The organism is Brevundimonas sp. NPDC090276 (assembly GCF_044772165.1).
Taxonomy (GTDB): Bacteria; Pseudomonadota; Alphaproteobacteria; order Caulobacterales; family Caulobacteraceae; genus Brevundimonas.
Genome location: NZ_JBIVYK010000002.1, coordinates 483,612 through 500,540, shown reverse-complemented (window position 1 = coordinate 500,540; position 16,929 = coordinate 483,612). Strand labels below are relative to the sequence as shown.

At 66.4% G+C, this 16,929-nt stretch carries 16 protein-coding genes; 1 reads left to right on the top strand and 15 read right to left on the bottom strand.

Annotated elements, in window-relative coordinates; all coding sequences use genetic code 11:
• Positions 1 to 17: 17 nt before the first annotated feature.
• From ACIQTU_RS08220 to ACIQTU_RS08175, 10 genes are read right to left on the bottom strand one after another with little or no spacing between them, the layout of a single operon-like run.
• Positions 18 to 674 carry a methionine ABC transporter permease gene (locus ACIQTU_RS08220; RefSeq protein ID WP_400545085.1) on the bottom strand — a complete coding sequence of 219 codons (657 nt, stop codon included), beginning with the start codon at positions 672 to 674 and terminating at the stop codon, positions 18 to 20.
• Positions 674 to 1,663, bottom strand: a complete 990-nt coding sequence (locus tag ACIQTU_RS08215) for a methionine ABC transporter ATP-binding protein (RefSeq protein ID WP_400545082.1) — start codon at positions 1,661 to 1,663, stop codon at positions 674 to 676. The genes ACIQTU_RS08220 and ACIQTU_RS08215 overlap by 1 nt, the downstream gene beginning before the upstream one ends.
• A 1-nt stretch (position 1,664) precedes the next feature.
• Positions 1,665 to 2,060: a HesB/IscA family protein gene (locus ACIQTU_RS08210; protein ID WP_400545079.1), complete on the bottom strand. Its 396-nt coding sequence runs from the start codon at positions 2,058 to 2,060 to the stop codon at positions 1,665 to 1,667.
• 10 nt (positions 2,061 to 2,070) lie between these two features.
• Complete coding sequence (locus ACIQTU_RS08205) at positions 2,071 to 2,469, bottom strand: SUF system Fe-S cluster assembly protein (RefSeq protein ID WP_400547073.1); 399 nt, start codon at positions 2,467 to 2,469, stop codon at positions 2,071 to 2,073.
• A 5-nt stretch (positions 2,470 to 2,474) separates the two neighbouring features.
• On the bottom strand, positions 2,475 to 3,728 hold the full coding sequence (locus ACIQTU_RS08200) for an aminotransferase class V-fold PLP-dependent enzyme (RefSeq protein ID WP_400545077.1): 1,254 nt from the start codon (positions 3,726 to 3,728) through the stop codon (positions 2,475 to 2,477).
• A complete protein-coding gene (gene sufD / locus ACIQTU_RS08195; RefSeq protein WP_400545075.1) occupies positions 3,707 to 4,729 on the bottom strand; it encodes a Fe-S cluster assembly protein SufD in 1,023 nt (340 codons plus the stop codon). The genes ACIQTU_RS08200 and sufD overlap by 22 nt, the downstream gene beginning before the upstream one ends.
• Positions 4,726 to 5,475: a Fe-S cluster assembly ATPase SufC gene (gene sufC, locus ACIQTU_RS08190; protein ID WP_400545073.1), complete on the bottom strand. Its 750-nt coding sequence runs from the start codon at positions 5,473 to 5,475 to the stop codon at positions 4,726 to 4,728. The genes sufD and sufC overlap by 4 nt, the downstream gene beginning before the upstream one ends.
• Before the next feature lie 9 nt (positions 5,476 to 5,484).
• Complete coding sequence (gene sufB / locus ACIQTU_RS08185) at positions 5,485 to 6,951, bottom strand: Fe-S cluster assembly protein SufB (RefSeq protein WP_400545070.1); 1,467 nt, start codon at positions 6,949 to 6,951, stop codon at positions 5,485 to 5,487.
• Positions 6,952 to 6,954: 3 nt separating this feature from the next.
• Positions 6,955 to 8,091 (bottom strand): cysteine desulfurase family protein, encoded by a 1,137-nt coding sequence (locus tag ACIQTU_RS08180; protein ID WP_400545067.1) that lies wholly within the window; start codon positions 8,089 to 8,091, stop codon positions 6,955 to 6,957.
• Entirely contained in the window at positions 8,088 to 8,555 is a 468-nt protein-coding gene (locus tag ACIQTU_RS08175) for an Rrf2 family transcriptional regulator (RefSeq protein WP_400545064.1), read from the bottom strand. Before ACIQTU_RS08175 ends, ACIQTU_RS08180 begins: the two co-directional genes overlap by 4 nt.
• A gap of 161 nt (positions 8,556 to 8,716) precedes the next feature.
• On the opposite strand from ACIQTU_RS08175, the gene ACIQTU_RS08170 reads away from it, so the two are divergent.
• Positions 8,717 to 9,367: an alpha/beta hydrolase gene (locus tag ACIQTU_RS08170; RefSeq protein ID WP_105564945.1), complete on the top strand. Its 651-nt coding sequence runs from the start codon at positions 8,717 to 8,719 to the stop codon at positions 9,365 to 9,367.
• A gap of 7 nt (positions 9,368 to 9,374) precedes the next feature.
• Here ACIQTU_RS08170 and ACIQTU_RS08165 read toward each other — a convergent pair whose 3' ends face one another.
• The 5 genes from ACIQTU_RS08165 to ACIQTU_RS08145 form a co-directional block, all read right to left on the bottom strand.
• Positions 9,375 to 10,328: a TerC family protein gene (locus ACIQTU_RS08165; RefSeq protein WP_400545060.1), complete on the bottom strand. Its 954-nt coding sequence runs from the start codon at positions 10,326 to 10,328 to the stop codon at positions 9,375 to 9,377.
• Positions 10,329 to 10,395: 67 nt separating this feature from the next.
• Positions 10,396 to 11,979 carry a bifunctional aspartate transaminase/aspartate 4-decarboxylase gene (locus ACIQTU_RS08160; RefSeq protein ID WP_400545057.1) on the bottom strand — a complete coding sequence of 528 codons (1,584 nt, stop codon included), beginning with the start codon at positions 11,977 to 11,979 and terminating at the stop codon, positions 10,396 to 10,398.
• A gap of 15 nt (positions 11,980 to 11,994) precedes the next feature.
• Positions 11,995 to 13,683, bottom strand: a complete 1,689-nt coding sequence (aspT, locus tag ACIQTU_RS08155) for an aspartate-alanine antiporter (RefSeq protein ID WP_400545054.1) — start codon at positions 13,681 to 13,683, stop codon at positions 11,995 to 11,997.
• A gap of 14 nt (positions 13,684 to 13,697) precedes the next feature.
• Entirely contained in the window at positions 13,698 to 15,365 is a 1,668-nt protein-coding gene (gene aspT, locus ACIQTU_RS08150; RefSeq protein ID WP_400545051.1) for an aspartate-alanine antiporter, read from the bottom strand.
• Positions 15,362 to 16,666, bottom strand: a complete 1,305-nt coding sequence (locus ACIQTU_RS08145) for a DcaP family trimeric outer membrane transporter (protein ID WP_400545048.1) — start codon at positions 16,664 to 16,666, stop codon at positions 15,362 to 15,364. Before ACIQTU_RS08145 ends, aspT (ACIQTU_RS08150) begins: the two co-directional genes overlap by 4 nt.
• Positions 16,667 to 16,929: the final 263 nt, after the last annotated feature.

The following is a 16,929-nucleotide window of genomic DNA, read 5'->3' as shown; positions in this document are numbered from 1 at the left end:
GGCAGGCTTTCGAAAAATCAGCGGTGCGAGACCTTAGCGACCAGACGGTCGCCGATCATCTGCAGAATTTGTACGAGGATCAGCAGCAGAACTACGGTCACGACCATGACGTCGGTCTGGAAGCGCTGATAGCCGAAGCGCACGGCCAGGTCGCCCAGACCGCCCGCGCCGACCACGCCCGCCATGGCGGTGTAGCTGACCAGGGCGATGGCGGTGACCGTGGCCCCGGCGATGATGCCCGGCATGGCCTCGGGCAAGAGGGCGCGCGTCACGATCTGGAAGGTCGAGCCACCCATGGCCTGGGTCGCCTCGACCACGCCCTTATCCACTTCCCGCAGGGCCGTCTCGACCAGACGCGCAAAGAAGGGTGCAGCCCCCACGACCAACGGCGGAATGGCCCCGGCCACGCCCAGCGACGTGCCGACCAGCAGCACTGTCACCGGCAGCATGACGATCAGCAGGATGATGAAGGGCACCGAGCGCAGCACGTTGACGATCAGCGACAGCAAGGTGTTCAGCACCGGATTGGCAGCCAGCCGCCCCTTGCCCGACAGATAGAGCAGCACGCCCAGCGGCACCCCCAGAATGACCGTCAGCACCAGCGACCCACCCAGCATCAGCAAGGTGTCGACGGTGGCGCGGCCAATCTCGGCCCAATCTACGTTGTCGAACATCAGGCTGCCTCTACCGTCACGCCGCGCGTGGTCAGTTGCGCTATGGCCACCTCGGCGTCGCCGCCGGTGAAGGCCACGACCAGTTGGCCATAGGGCTCGCCCCGGATACGGCTGATCCGCCCCGACAGGATGGAATAGTCGACGCCGACCGAGCGCGCGACGCGGCTCAGTTCCGGTTCATAGGTCGAAGAACCGCGGAAGGTCAGCTTGGCCAGCCGGGCCCCGGCGGGCACGACCGAGGCGTCGAACGCCTCCTCGCCCTCGGCCAGCATGGCGCGGGTCACGGGATGCTGCGGGTGCAGGAAAACGTCCGCCGTCGCGCCCTGCTCCACGATCCTGCCGTCCTTCAGCACCGCCACCCGGTCGCAAACGCGGCGCACCACCTCCATCTGGTGGGTGATCAGGACGATGGTCAGGCCCAGATCTCGGTTCAGCCCGTCCAGCAGGGTCAGGATGTCCTCGGTCGTCTCCGGGTCCAGCGCGCTGGTCGCTTCATCGCATAGCAGGACGCTGGGACCGCAGGCCAGAGCGCGGGCGATGCCGACGCGCTGCTTCTGACCGCCCGACAGCTGGGCCGGATGCTTCTTCGCGTGTTCGGCCAGACCCAGCTGGGCCAGCAGTTCGGCCGTGCGCGCCTTCACCTCGGCCTCGGGCCGTCCCTCCAGCCGCAGGGGAAAGGCGACGTTGTCCTCGATGGTCTTGGCGTTCAGAAGGTTGAAGTGCTGGAAGATCATGCCGATCCGGCGCCGCGCAGCGCGTAGCTCGGCGGGCTTCAGCGCCGTGATCTCCTGATCATCGACGAAGATGCGGCCCGCGTCGGGCGTCTCCAGCCGATTGATGGCGCGGATCAGGGTCGACTTGCCGGCGCCCGAACGCCCGACCACGCCGAACACCTCGCCGCGACCGATGGTCAGGTCGACAGCGTCCAGCGCCGTGCGCTCGCCCGCCGCGCTGCGATAGCGCCGGGTCACGCCTTCCAGTCGGATCATGTCAGTCGGCGTCCAGGGCGGCGGGGATGATGGTCACGCTCTCACCGCAGCCGCAGGCGTCGGTCTCGTTCGGATTGCGGAAGACGAACTTGGACGCCAGCTTCGTCGTCTCATAGTCAATCTCGGAGCCGATCAGGAACAGCACGGCCTTGGGCTCGATCAGGATGGTGACGCCCTTGTCCTCGACCACCTCGTCCAGCGGCTCGATCTGCTCGGCATAGGCGAAGGTGTATTCCTGCCCGGCGCAGCCGCCGTTCTTCACCCCGACGCGCAGGCCGACGTAGTCCTTCTCGGCATTGGCCATGATCTCGCGCACGCGCGCGGCGGCGGCGTCGGTCAGGGTCACGGCCTTGGGCCGGGGGCGGCGCGGTCGGGCAGCGGTCTGAAGCTCGGTCATCGCTACGTCCTCAGAACATGTTCAGGGCCAGCTTGGCCTCATCGCTCATCTTGGAGGAATCCCACGGCGGGTCGAACACCAGGTTGGCGCGCGCGGACTTCACGCCCTCGACCTTCATCACCGCCGCCTCGACCCAGCCGGGCATCTCGCCGGCCACGGGACAGCCCGGCGCCGTCAGCGTCATCTCGACCAGAACGTCGCGGTCGTCGGACACGTCCACCTTGTAGATCAGGCCCAGCTCATAGATGTCGACCGGGATTTCCGGGTCGTACACCGTCTTCAGCGCCTCGATCAGGTCGTCGGTCAGCTTGTCCAGCTCGGCCTGCGACAGGGCGCTCTTTTGCGGCTCGTCCCAGCTGGCGGCGAAGGCGTCGCTGTCGCTGATGGCGGTTTCGGTCTTGGCGTCCATACTCATCACACGAAGAAGTTCCGCGCCTTGATCAGCGCATCCACGAAGGCGTCTGTATCCTCCACGGTGTTATATAGGGCGAAGGAGGCGCGCGTGCTCGAGGTCACGCCCAGTCTTTTCGCCAGCGGTTCGGCGCAGTGCAGACCGGCCCGCACGGCCACGCCGTAACGGTCCATGATCTGGGCCACGTCATGAGCATGGGCGCCCTCGACAGAGAAGGTCAGCAGCGCGCCCTTCCCTTCGGCCTCGCCCAGCACCCGCAGCCAGCCGGCGTCGGCCAGCCGCTCGCGGGCGTGGTCATAGAGGGCCAGCTCGTGCGCAGCCACGGCCTGACGGTCGAAGCCCGACAGCCATTCCAACGCCGCGCCCAGACCAATGGCCTCCAGAATCGGCGGCGTGCCGGCCTCGAAGCGATGCGGCGGCGCCGCATAGGTGATGCGGTCCTTCTCGACCGTCTGGATCATCTCGCCCCCGCCCTGATAGGGCGGCAGGCTCTCCAGAGCCTCGGTCGTGCCGTACAGGGCGCCGACGCCGGTCGGGCCATACAGCTTGTGGCCGGTGATGACATACCAGTCGCAGCCGACCGCCTGAACGTCCGGCGTGGCGTGCACCGCGCCCTGACAGCCGTCGACCAGTACCCGCGCGCCGGCCGCATGGGCCAAGCGGGTGATCTCGGCGATCGGGTTGATGGTGCCCAGCACATTCGACATGTGAGTGACGGCGACGACCCTGGTCTTCGGCCCTAGCAGGGCGGCGAAGACTTCCATGTCCAGCGAACCGTCGTCCCTTATCGGCGCCCATTTCAGCACCGCGCCCTTGCGTTCGCGCAGCAGGTGCCACGGCACGATGTTGGAGTGGTGCTCCATTTCGCTGACGATGATCTCGTCGCCCGGCTCGATGCTCAGACCGATTCCGCTGGCGACCAGATTAATCGCCTCGGTCCCGCCCTTGGTCCAGACGATGTTCTCGCCCGAGGGTGCATTCAGGAAGCGGGCGACGATCTCGCGCGCCGCCTCGAAGGCCTCGGTCGCCTCGTTCGACAGGGTGTGCAGGCCGCGATGGACGTTGGCGTAGCTGCCCTCCATCGAGGCCACCAGGGCGTCGATCACCGCGCGAGGCTTCTGCGCCGAGGCCGCGTTGTCCAGATAGACCAACGGCTTGCCGTTCACCTGTCGCGACAGGATCGGGAACTGCGCCCGCGCGGCATAAGGGTCGAATGTCTTCACGGACCCGCCTTTCAGAGTCTGGCCGTCAGCCATGCGCGCACAACCTCCTTGGCGGCCTCGTCCTCGATCCGATCCACGACCTCGAACAGGAATGCCTGGACCAGCAGGGCGCGGGCCTCGTCGGCGGGAATGCCGCGCTGTTGCATGTAGAAGAGCGCGCTCTCGTCCAGCGTGCCGACCGTATTGCCGTGCGCGCACTGCACGTCGTCGGCATAGATGATCAGCTCGGGCTTGGCGTCGATCTCGCCACGCTCGGACGCGATCAGGGCGTTGTGGGCCATGCGGGCGTCGGTGCCGTCGGCCCCGCGCTCGACGATGATCTTGCCCTGAAACACCCCACGCGCCGTGTCGTGAACGACGCCCTTGGTCAGTTGGCTGGTCGTGCCGCTCGCGGCCAGATGGTCGACCACGGTCGTCAGGTCGGCGTGGCGCGAACCCTTGAGCAGATAGAGACCGTCCAGACGGGCATCGGCGCCCTCGGCCCCATGGCTCAACTGCGTCTCTATGCGCTGCAGCTTGGCGCCGGTCGTGACGACCGTCTGGCGATAGCGACCGCCGGCTTCCAACCGCACCTCGGCGTTGGTCACCGAAATGGCGTCCTCGGGCTCCTCGATCAGGACGATGCGCGTGACCTCGGCGTCGCGGGCGACGTCGATCTCGACCTTGTTGTGGGCGACATAGGCCGAACCCTTGCCTTCATGCGTCTCCAGCAGCAGCAACCGCGCGCCGGTGCGTGCGGCGATGCGCGCCGAGGCCGTGTGGCCGGTGCCGACCGCGTCGGACAGGAAGCGCAGACGCAGCGTCTGCACGCCCGAGGCGATGAAGTCGGTGACGCCGACCGGACGGCCGTTGGCGAAGACAATGGCCTCGCCGCCCAGGTCGTAGAAGGGCCCCGGCGCGCTGACCAGCGCCGTGCCGGACGGTTCAGGCGCTTCACGAAGCCAGCGCTTCAGATCGCTGTATTTCCACGCTTCCGTGCGCCGAGTGGGAAAGGTCTCGGCGTTCGTCAGATCGATTTGCGGCGCTGCGCTCATGCCGCGGTCGGCAGGAACTTGTCGTACCCTTCCGCCTCCAGCTCCAGCGCCAGTTCGGGGCCGCCCGAGGCGACGATGCGGCCGGCGGCCAGCACGTGGACCTTGTCCGGTTTGATATAGTCCAGCAGGCGCTGATAGTGGGTGATGACCAGCATGGACCGGTCGGCGCGACGCAGGGCGTTCACCCCCTCCGACACGATGCGCAGGGCGTCGATGTCGAGGCCGGAATCCGTCTCGTCCAGGATCAGCAGCGACGGCTCCAGCAGGGCCATCTGCAGGATCTCCATCCGCTTCTTCTCGCCGCCGGAGAAGCCGACGTTCAGCGGCCGCTTCAGCATACCGAAGTCCATCTTCAGCGCCTGCGACGCCGCCTTGACCTGCTTCAGGAAGGCGGGGGCCGAGACCTCTTCCTCGCCGCGCGCGCGCTTCTGAGCGTTCAGCGCCGTGCGGATGAAGGTCATGGCCGGCACGCCGGGGATCTCCATCGGATACTGGAAGGACAGGAAGACGCCCGCCGCCGCGCGCTCGGCGGGGTCCAGGTCCAGCAGGTCCTGACCGTTCCACGAGGCGGAACCGTCCGTGACCTCATAACCGGGACGACCCGACAGGCTGTAGCCCAGCGTCGACTTGCCGGCCCCGTTCGGCCCCATGACGGCATGGACTTCGCCCGCCGGCACTTCGAGCGTCAAGCCCTTGAGGATCGGCTTGTCAGCGACCGAGACGTGGAGATTGTTGATCTTCAGCATTGTTCTTCTTTACCCGACCGAGCCTTCGAGGCTGATCGCCACTAGTTTCTGCGCCTCGACGGCGAACTCCATCGGCAGCTTCTGCATGACGTCGCGGACGAAGCCGTTGACCAGCAGGGCCACCGCCTCTTCCTCCGACAGGCCGCGCTGCTGGGCGTAGAAGAGCTGGTCTTCCGACAGGCGGGTCGTCGTCGCCTCATGCTCCAGCTGGGCCGAGCCGTTGCGGGCCTCGATATAGGGGATGGTGTGCGAGCCGCACTCCTTGCCGATCAGCAGGCTGTCGCACTGGGTGAAGTTGCGCACGCCCGTGGCCTTGGGGTGCACCGAGACCAGGCCGCGATAGGTCGAGTCCGACTTGCCCGCCGACACCGCCTTGGCGATGATCCGCGACTTCGAGTTCTTGCCCAGATGGATCATCTTGGTGCCGGTGTCGGCCTGCTGATGCCCGTTGGTGATCGCGATGGAATAGAACTCGCCCGAGCTCTCCTCGCCCTTCAGGATGCAGGACGGGTATTTCCAGGTGACGGCCGAGCCGGTCTCGACCTGGGTCCAGCTGACCTTGGAGCGGTCGCCGCGGCAGTCGGCGCGCTTGGTGACGAAGTTGTAGATGCCGCCCTTGCCCTCGGCGTCGCCGGGATACCAGTTCTGCACCGTCGAGTATTTCACCTCGGCGTCGTCCAGGGCCACGATCTCCACGACCGCCGCGTGCAGTTGGTTCTCGTCGCGCATCGGCGCGGTGCAGCCTTCCAGATAGGAGACGTAAGCCCCCTTGTCGGCGATGATCAGGGTGCGCTCGAACTGGCCCGTCTGGCTGGCATTGATGCGGAAATAGGTCGACAGCTCCATCGGGCATTTCACGCCCGGGGGAATGTAGACGAAGCTGCCGTCCGAAAAGACTGCGCTGTTCAGCGCCGCGAAATAGTTGTCGGACACCGGCACGACCGAGCCCAGATATTTGCGCACCAGATCAGGATATTCGCGCAAGGCCTCGGAAATCGGCATGAAAATCACGCCGACCTTGGCCAGTTCCTCCTTGAAGGTGGTCACAACCGAGACGCTGTCGAACACGGCGTCCACAGCCACCTTGGGTGCGCCCTGCACGCCCGCCAGGACCTCCTGCTCCTTCAGCGGGATGCCCAACTTCTTGTAGACCTCCAGAATTTCGGGATCGACCTCGTCCAGCGACTTCGGCCCCTCCTTCTGCTTCGGCGCGGCGTAGTAGTAGAGGTCCTGATAGTCGACGGGGTCGTATTTCACCGCCGCCCAGGTCGGCTCCTCCATCGCCAGCCAGCGCTCATAGGCGGCCAGGCGCCATTCCAGCATCCACTCCGGCTCACCCTTCTTTTCGGAGATGAAGCGGATGATGTCGGCGTTCAGGCCGCGCGGCGCATATTCCGTTTCGATGTCCGAGGTGAAGCCGTGCTCATACTTCTCGAGCGCGGCGACAGCTTCGACGGTTTCCTTAACAGCAGCCATAACTTACGCGACTTCCTTCGCGCGCTCAGACAGGCGCGCTTGATGCTTGTTCCAGGCCGTGACCCAGGCCTCGGCGAACCGGTCCCAGTCGCCCTGCGTCGTGCCCCAGCCGCCGGAAACGCGCACGCCCCCGGTCGCCAGCGAAGCCAGCCCCATGGCGCTGATCGCCTTGGACGGCTTGACCTTGCCCGACGAGCAGGCCGAGCCGGCCGAGACCATGACCCCGACCAGATCGAGCGTGATGAGCTGTTGCGGGCTGTCCCAGCCCTCGACGGCCATGAACAGGGTGTTGGGCAGACGCTCGACCGCGCCTCCGATGATGGTCGCGCCCGCCGCCTTGACCCTGGCCTCGGCGGCGTCGCGCCAGCCGGCGTGCGCCATGGCCTCGTCCAGATCACGCGCGGCGCAATCAGCGGCCATGCCGAAGCCAGTGATGCCGGGCACGTTCTCGGTCCCGGCGCGAAGGCCGCGTTCCTGACCCGCGCCATGCAGGATCCGGACGCCGGCCACGCCCTCCTTGAGCACCAGAGCGCCCACGCCCTGCGGCCCGCCCAGCTTGTGCGCCGACAGGGTCAGGCTGTCCGCGTCCAGCGCCCGCATATCGACCGGCACCTTGCCCGCCGACTGGATGGCGTCAACGTGCAGCCAGCCGCCCGCCGCGCGGACCAGAGCCGCCGCCTCGGCGATAGGCTGGATCACGCCGCTTTCATTGTTCGCATGATGGATGGCGACCACGGCGCGGCCCGGACGCGCCAGCGCCTCGGCCAGCCAGACCAGATCGACCACGCCATTGACATCGACCGGCAGCACCTCGACCGGTGCGCTTGAGGCCACCGCAGCCTCGGCCACGCAAGGATGCTCGGTCGCGCCGACGATCAGCCGCTCGCAACCCGCCGCCAGAGCGCTGACGATAGCCTGGGCGTTGGATTCAGTGCCGCCCGAAGAAAAGATGATGGCGGTGGGGTCGGCTCCGACCAGCTCGGCCACCTGAGCCCGCGCTGTCTCGATGCGCGCCCGCGCCCGGCGCCCGGCGGCGTGGACCGCCGACGGATTGCCGTTGTCGGCCAGGGCCCTGGCCATGATTTCCTGCACTTCGGGGCGGACCAGACCCGAAGCGTTGTAATCCAGATAGACGCTCATGCCGCCGCCTCCATGCCGGCGCCGGCCGGCACGCCCAGGCGCGCTGGACCGGTGCGGTGCTGGATGACGTCCTCCAGGCTGACGCTGGCGAGATAGCGATGGATTTCCTGACCCAGGTCTTCCCAAAGGTGGTGGGTGATGCAGCGCTCGCCCTTGATCATGCAGCCCTTGGGCGATCCGGCGCCGACGCAGCGCGTGGCGCGGATCGGCTCGTCCACCGCCAGGACGATCTCGGCCACGGCCGTTTCACAGGCCTCGCGCGCCAGCCGATAGCCGCCGCCGGGACCGCGTACGCTCTTGACCAGACCGCTTTTACGCAGGCGCGCGAACAACTGCTCCAGATAGCTGAGCGAGATTTCCTGACGCGTCGCGATCTCGGCCAGAGACACCGCCCGGTCCGCGCCGTTGCGCGCCAGATCGGCCATTGCCATCACGGCGTATCGTCCCTTTGTCGACAGACGCATGGAATGTCCTCAAAAATTTCACGCTTTTCGGGGCTCATGTGTTAGAACCCGCGCCCTCGCAGACAAGTGCGCCACGCCGAGCGGACTTAGAAAGTCCTACTGCGTTGGTCAAGTATTGTCCGCCCGCGAAACGACAGTTGAAGACAGGATTCCTCTGATCCATGCCTGAAGTCATTCTTCCCGGCGCCTCGGGCCGTATCGAAGGCCGCTATTCCCCCGGCAAGCGCCCCAACGCGCCCATCGCCCTGATTCTGCACCCGCACCCCAAGGCGGGCGGGCACATGAACAACCCGGTGGCGGTGACCCTGCACCAGCTGTTCGTCCAGCGTGGCTTCGCCACCCTGCGCTACAACTCGCGCGGCGTCGGCAAGTCGCAGGGCGAGTTCGACAGCGGCATCGGCGAGCTGGCTGACGCCGCCACGGCCCTGGACTGGCTGCAGGCCAACAACCCCGCGGCCACCCAGACCTGGGTCGCCGGTTATCAGTTCGGCGCCTACATCGGCATGCAGTTGCTGATGCGCCGTCCTGAGACGGACGGCTTTATCTCGGTGTCGCCGCCCTCGAACATGTACGACTTCAGCTTCCTGGCGCCCTGCCCGGCCTCGGGCCTGTTCCTGCATGGCACCGCCGACACCGTGGTGCCGCCGGTCGAGGTCGAGCGCGTGGTCAACAAGCTGCGCACCCAGAAGGGCATCGTCATCGACTACGAACTGGAAGAAGGCGCGAGCCACTTCTGGCAGGACCACATCGGCGCGGTCGAGCGTCGCGTCGGCGCCTATCTGGACAAGCGTCTGGAAGAAAAGCCGGCCTGATCGGGCCTCATGTGTCGACCCGGGTTTCGGCCCGGGTCTTCCACATCGACCACAGAATGCCCGCGGCCAGGATGGCGGCCGTCACGCCGAGCGATATCGCCGGCGGAAACTTCTCCAGCCCCATCAGCGGCGCGGCGATGACCTTCCCTCCGATGAAGACCAGCAGGATCGCCAAGGCCTGCTTCAGATAGGCGAAGCGGTGGATCACCGCCGCGAGCGCAAAATAAAGCGCCCTCAGCCCCAGAATGGCGAAGATGTTGGACGTGTAGACGATGTAGGGATCCGTCGTGATGGCGAAGATGGCCGGCACCGAATCCACCGCGAAGATCACGTCGGCGAACTCAATCGTCACCAGGGCCAGGAACAGCGGCGTGGCGTGCCAAACCATCCGTCCCGCCGCATTGGCCTCAAAAACGAAAAACCGCGCGCCATGCAAACCGTCCGTAACCGGCATATGTCGCCTTAGCCATTTGACCACACCCTGCCCTGTCGCCGCCTCCTCGGTAGGACTGGTGGCGATCATCCGGCCGCCGGTAAAGATCAGGAAGCCGGCGAAGACATACAGCGCCCACTCATAGCGACTGACCAGAGCCGCCCCAGCCGCGATCATGACGGCTCTCAGGATGATGACGCCCAGCACGCCCCAGAACAGCACGCGATGCTGATGCAGGCGCGGAATCCCGAAGGCGCTGAAAATCATGGCGATGACAAAGACGTTGTCCATCGCCAGACTCTTTTCGATCGCAAACCCTGTCAGATAGTCCAGCCCGCTGTCCGCCCCCAGCCGGACCCAGACCCAGACCCCGAACAGCAGGGCGACCCCGATATAGAAGGCTGACAGCAACAGGCTTTCCCGCACGCCGATCTCGTGCGCCTTGCGGTGCAGGACGCCCAGATCGAAGGCCAGCAAAGCCACGACGACGACCAGAAATCCCGCCCACATCCAGGCGGGTTTTCCCATCCACTCAAGCGTCAGGATTTCCGTCAATGTCTCTGGACCACATGCGTCTTTGATCGCCTGATGTGCATCAGCCCTTCTCGAACTTCCTGTAGTATTTCTCGATCAGGGCGCGGGCGGCCTTGCCGATCTTGGCGTAGTCGGCCTCGTTGAGGTTGGCCAGCGAGACACGGCCCGCCGGGGTTCGCGCGCCGAAGCCGCCGCCGGGCAGCAGGACCACGCCGGACTCCTCGGCCAGTTCGAACAGCAGCGACCGGGGCTCGATCGTTTTCAGCAGCCAGTCGCTGAACGGCTTGCCGAAGGCCTTCTCGCTGAGGTCCCCCAGGTCCAGCAGGGTGTAGTAGCCGACGTCGTTGGGGTTGGGATCGGGGGCCACGCCGATCTCGCGATAGAGGGCGTGCTCGCGATGGCGGATCAGCCGCTTCATCGCCGCCTTGTAGGCTTGCGGCGTGTCCATCAGCGAGAACAACGAGAACAGCACCATCTGCACCTGCTGCGGCGTCGACAGGCCCGCCGTGTGGTTCAGGGCGACGGTACGGCTGTCGGCCACCAACCGGTCGATGAACTTCAGATCGCGCGGCGCCGTGGTGATCGAGGCGTAGCGCTCGTCCAGCTCCTTCTTTGCGGCCTCGGGCAGTTTGGCGATCAGCCGGTCCAGCACATTGTCCCTATGCGTGGCGACGGCGCCCAGACGCCAGCCCGTGGCCCCGAAATACTTCGAGTAGGAATAGACCAGGATGGTGTTGTGCGGCGCGACCGCGAACAGGGAGACGAAGTTGTCGGCGAAAGTGCCGTAGACGTCGTCGGTCAGCAGGATCAGGTCCGGCCGCTCCTTCACGATGGCGGCGATGCGCTCCAGCGTCGCGTCGTCGATGCGAACCGACGGCGGATTGCTGGGATTGACCAGGAAGAAGGCCTTGATCGACGGGTCCTTCAGCTTGTCGATCTCCGAGGCCGGGTATTGCCACCCCAGATCGGGATCGGCCTCGATATGCACCTGCTCAAGCCGATAGTCGTTCAGCTCGGGGATTTCGATGTAGGGGGTGAAGATCGGCATGCCGATGGCGATCCTGTCGCCCGGCGACACCAGATGGTTCTCCCGCAGGGTGTTGAAAATATAGGTCATCGCCGCCGTCCCACCCTCGGTGGCGAAGATGTCGAACTCCCCGACCAGGCTGTGCGCTCCGGCCATTTCATCGCGCAGGTAGTGGCCGACGATGACCTCTGACAGCTTCAGCATCCGGTCGGGCACCGGATAGTTGCAGCCCAGAATCCCCTCGCACATTTCATAGAGGAAGGCCGAGGCGTCGAGACCCAGCTGGTCGCGGACATAGGAGACGGCGCCGGCCAGGAACTCCATGCCCTCGGCGCCGGCGTGCTCACGCGCATAGATTTCGAACCGATCCTCGATCCCGGCCTGACGCGGGAAGCCGCCCAGCCCCTCGGGCATGTAGGCGAAGGTGCGTTCGGCCTCCCGCATGGCGAACAGGCCCAGCCGCCAGAAGCCATAGCGTGGCGTCGTGGCCAGGAAGTTCGGATTGCCCCGCCCGGCGTTCAGCATCAGCCGGTTCTCGACGCTGGAGGCCAGCTTGATCAGTTCATCCTTCAGCTCGAACGGGCTGAGTTGGGCCAGTTTTTCATCTTGGGAATGCATCAAACGTCTCCGGGGCTAGACGAGACCGACCACAAGCGGGCCGAGCAGGGTCAAAAGGACGTTGGCCAGGGCATAGGTGATGGCGAACGGGACGGTGGGCACGGAACTTTCGGATTTGGACAGGACCTCGCCGAAGGCGGGGTTGGCGCTGCGCGAACCGGCCAGGGCGCCGGCAAAGACGGCCGCGTTGTCGTAACGCAGCACATAGCGGCCGAAGAGCATGGTCAGCAGCAGCGGCAACAGGGTCACGATCACCCCCAGGATGAAGATGGTGATCCCATGTTCCTGCACCGTCTGCAGGGCCTGACGCCCCGAGTTCAGACCGACCACGGCCACAAAGGCGGCCAGGCCGAAGTCCTGCAGCAGTTGCCCCGCCGCATGGGGCATGGCCCCGAACATGGGCCGCTTGGCGCGCATCCAGCCGAACACCAGACCGGACAACAGGGCGCCGCCCCCTGCCCCCAGTGTCAGCGGGACATTGCCGATCTGCACGCTCAGCAGACCAATCAGCAGGCCGACCAGAACCCCGAGCCCCAGATAGACGAAGTCGGTCTTGTCGCTGGGAACCAGCTCATAGCCCGCCGCCTTGGCCGCGCGTTGGGTATCGGACGCCGAACCATAGAAGGTGACCACGTCGCCATGGACCAGCTTGGTGTCCGGCAGCACGGGCAAGGGTCGCCCCATGCGCGTGATGCCTTCGATGTAGACGCCGCGCCGCATGTCGCGATCGACCGCCGCCTGCACCTCGGCGATGGTCATGTTGTTCATGTCCTTGCGGGTGAAGACCGCCTGACGCGACTGCATGACCGGGTTCTCGCCGTCGTCGGGCAGGACAGTCTCGGGACCGATGTCGGAGGCCATGTCGACAACCTGATCGCGCCGCCCGACGACCACCACAACGTCCCCGGCCTGAAGCCTAAAATCCGGTTTCAGCGGTACGACCTGACCGCCCCGCAGGACGCTCTCGATGGTGATGGCGTCCTGGGCCGCGGTCTCGATCTCGGCCACGGTCTGGCCCTCGGCTTCGCGCACCTGATAGGCTCGGCCGACCAGACGCGGCAGGGCCGGCGTCGCGCCGGGGCCGAAAACGGGCGTGCCGCCGCGCAGTTGGGCCTCGACCTTGGCGGCGTCAGCCTTGAGGTCCCCCTTCATGAAGCGCGGCAGGATGTTGACGCAGACGATGATCGCGCCCAGCGAGCCGAAGACGTAGGTCACGGCGTAGCCGATGGCGACATTGGCCTGCAGCGCCTTGATGGCTTCAGGCGAAAGAGGCAAACGCGAAATGGCGTCGCCCGCCGTGCCGATGATGGCCGACTGGGTCAGGGCGCCGCCCGCCAGACCCGCCGCCAGCCCCTTGTCCAGATGGAAGAGCTTGGCCAGCACCACCACGGTGACCAGGGCCGTGATGGCCAGGAAGACCGCCAGGATGATCTCGCGCAGGCTGGACTTGTTCAGCGAGTTGAAGAACTGCGGCCCGCTGTTGTAGCCCACGGCGTAGATGAAGAGGGCGAACATCACCGCCTTCACCCCGTCGTCGATCTGGACCCCCACCTGGCTGACGACGACCGCCGCCAACAGGGAGCCGCCGACCCCGCCCAACTGGAACCGGCCGAAATTGATCTTGCCGACCGCATAGCCGATGGCCAGCGTCAGGAAGAGTGCGGCCTCCGGCGAGCGTGAGAACAGGTTATGCAGCCATTCCATGAGGCCCTCCTCCTCTATCCCAGATGCGCCGCCAGCCCGACGACCACCGGCCCCAGCAGGGGCAGCAGGACGTTGGAAATGGCGTAGGTGACGGTGTAGCCGACGACCGGCGTCGAGTTCCCCGAGGCGCTGACCAGGGCGCTGATTGCGGGGGTGCTGCACTGCTGACCGGCGATGGCCCCCAGCAGGATCGGCGTCTCGATCTTCAGCAGGCGATGGCCGATGAAGAGCGACAGCGAGGCCGGGATCAGGACCGCGAGGATTCCCGCCAGCGGCAGGGCCAGACCGTATTCCTTGATCAGACGGATCGCGTCGGGACCGGCGGAAAAGCCGACCGCGGCGATGAAGGTGGCCAGGCCGAAATCCTTCAGGATCTGGGCCGCCGACGAGGGAAACGCCGCCGATCCTGCGCGGCGCGAGGCGTACCAGCCGAACAGCAGGCCCGACAGCAGGCAGCCGCCGCCCGCGCCCAGGGTCACATGAATACCCGCAACCGTCGCGCCGAGAGCGCCGATCAGAATGCCCGCCAGAACCCCCAGGCCCAGCATGACGAAGTCGGTCTTGTCGCCCGCAGGGATGGCCCGCCCCAGTTCGTCGCCGGCGCGAGCCACTGCGCGCTCGGCGCCGTACAGCTCAATGACGTCGCCGCGCTCCAGTTTGGTGGCGGGCAGGACCGGGATGGCGTGGCCCAGTCGCTGGATGCCCGCGATATAGACCCCGCGATGGGCCTCCAGCGGCGCCAGGGCGCGCAGCTGCGCCACCGTACATCCGACCAGTTCAGCCCGGTTCATGACATAGGGTCGGCGCGCCAGCGGCATATCGAGATGGGTCGTGACGGTCTCGGGTCCCAGCGCGTCGGCGGCCCTCAGCACCCCGTCGCGACGCCCCACGATCAGCAGGACATCGGAGGGCTGAAGCAGGTCGTCGGAGGCCGCCTCGCGCACCTCGTCCCCGCGCCTGATCCGTTCGACCGTGGCGTCGTAGCTCAAACGCTGCTCGAAGGCAGCGACCGTCTCGCCCGCAGCCGCCCCGGCGGCGAAGGCCCGTCCGACCAGTGGCGGCAGGGCGGGAGCCCCGCTCTCGCCCTCACCGCCCATGCGGCGCGCCAGATCGGCCGCCTCCTTCTTCAGGTCAATGCGCAGAATGGCGGGCGCCAGCTGGCTGGTGAACAGGACGATGGTGATCAGGCCAAACAGGTAGGTGACGCTGTAGGCCGTGGCGATCTCGCCCTGCAGAGCCTCAATCTGACTCGGCGGCAAAGCCAGCCGGCTGACCGCCTCGGAGGCCGTGCCGATGACGGCGGACTCGGTCGCCGACCCCGCCAGCATCCCCGCGGCCGCGCCCGGGTTCAGCCCGAGCAACACGGTCGCCGTCATGACCACCGCCATCACGGCGACGACCTCGACGAGAGACAGCATTCCGTAGCGCCAGCCCTTGCCGACATTGGCGAAGAACTGCGGCCCGCCGGTGAAGCCCAGAGCGAAGATGAAGAGGGCGAAGGCCACCGCCTTCAGGTCGGGATCCAGCTTGACCCCGCTCTGCCCCAGGATCAGGGCCACGATGAGGGTCCCGCAGACGCCGCCCAACTGGATCGGCCCGACCTTGATCATCCCGATCAGATGACCGATCGCCAGCGCCAGAAACAGCGCGATCTCCGGGTGCTGAACCAGCAGGGCGCTCACCGGACGAAATCGTATTTGAGGCTAGCCTGCAGCCGGGCGACGTCGGCGTCCTGACCGTTCTGCAGTTCATGGCGCCCGTACAGGGCCTCGACCCCGACCGAAAAGCTGGGGCTGACCGCCCAGATCAGGTTCAGGGCCCCATAGCCGCTGGATCGGAAAGCCGTCGGCGCCAGCAGGGCGTCGCGTTCCAGCACCACGACCCCGCCGACCAGGTTCGACCGCCAGCGCGGGCTCCAGTGACGCGTGTAGCCGAGGTAGCCGCCATAGGCGGACAGGGTGCGAACATCGCCGTCCGGCTGGATCAGACCGTCGTAACCGCGTCCGCCCAGATCGTTGAAATAGCGCGCCACGCCGTCGCCATAGGTCACGCCCGCCATGGCGAAATCACCGCCCAGCTTGAACAGGCCCGACAGGTTCAGCCCATAGCCAAAGTCGCTCTCATCGCGGTCATCCTCGCTGTAGCCAATCCGACGAACCACGGCCGCAGTCTGGACATGCCCCCACGGTCGTTCCAGTCGCAGCGCTCCCACCACGTCCGGCGCCGGCTGGGCCGAGGTCCGCCCCGAGCCCAAAGTCAGGTCTGACGATGGATCCTCGACCGACAGAGTCGCGGTCGCGCCGCCACCCAGCTTCCAGATCTGACGGATCGCCGCCACCCGCAGGAAAGCCTCGGCGTTGGGCCCCTCGTCATCCAGCGTCTCGGGAAAGGCGTCAGAGTCGGTGAAGGCGCTGTAGCCGTAGCCGGCATAGGTATTGCCCACCTGGCCATGCGCCTGCCGCAACCGAAAGGCCGTGCTGCCCGCCCCGCCGTAGAAGTCGTTCTCCAGATAGAAGCGCAGCGGCCCCAGGGCGCTCGGCCGCCGCACGTCGAAACTGAAACGGGTGGCGTTGGCGTCCAGATTGGCGTTTCGGGCGTCGCCGCCGCTGATCGGAATAGTCGCCGTGACCAGCTTGTCGGGGTTCCCCGCCGGGCCGAAGTCGTAGATGGCGTTGACCTTGGCGAACCCGCCCAGCTTGACCATCGTGTCGGTGCCGGGAATAGGGATGAAGCCCCGCAACTGCGGATCATTGGGCGGCGCCGCCGTATCTGCCCGCGCTACTCCAGTAAGCTCATCGCCGAAAGTGTTGCGGTTGGGCAGGACCGTCGAGACGGATGTCGCAGGCGCCGCCGGCGACGCCGGCGCGGATGATCCGCTCGGTTCTGGAGCTGCAGGCGATCTTCGCGCCGCAACCTCGACAGCGTCCAGTCTTGCCTGAAGCGCGGCGACAGCCCGGCGCAGTTCCACGACTTCGCGAGTCAAGGCGTCGGGCTCCGACGACTCCTGAGCTAGAGCAGGCGCAGCGGCCGTCACCGCCGCCCCGACAATCCATGCCACAGTCTGTGGATGCGACATCCCGCCCCCGACCTTAACACCTGATCCGAAGCCAACGCCGTTAGCAAACCAGGGTTCCTCGAAGCCGCCACGATCACGCCGTGATTTCGCCAAAGCTTCGCAAACCACCCCCGATGCAACCTGAACCACTCTGACGCGATTTAAGGTCAAGCTCGCCGCTGGTGGGCGCG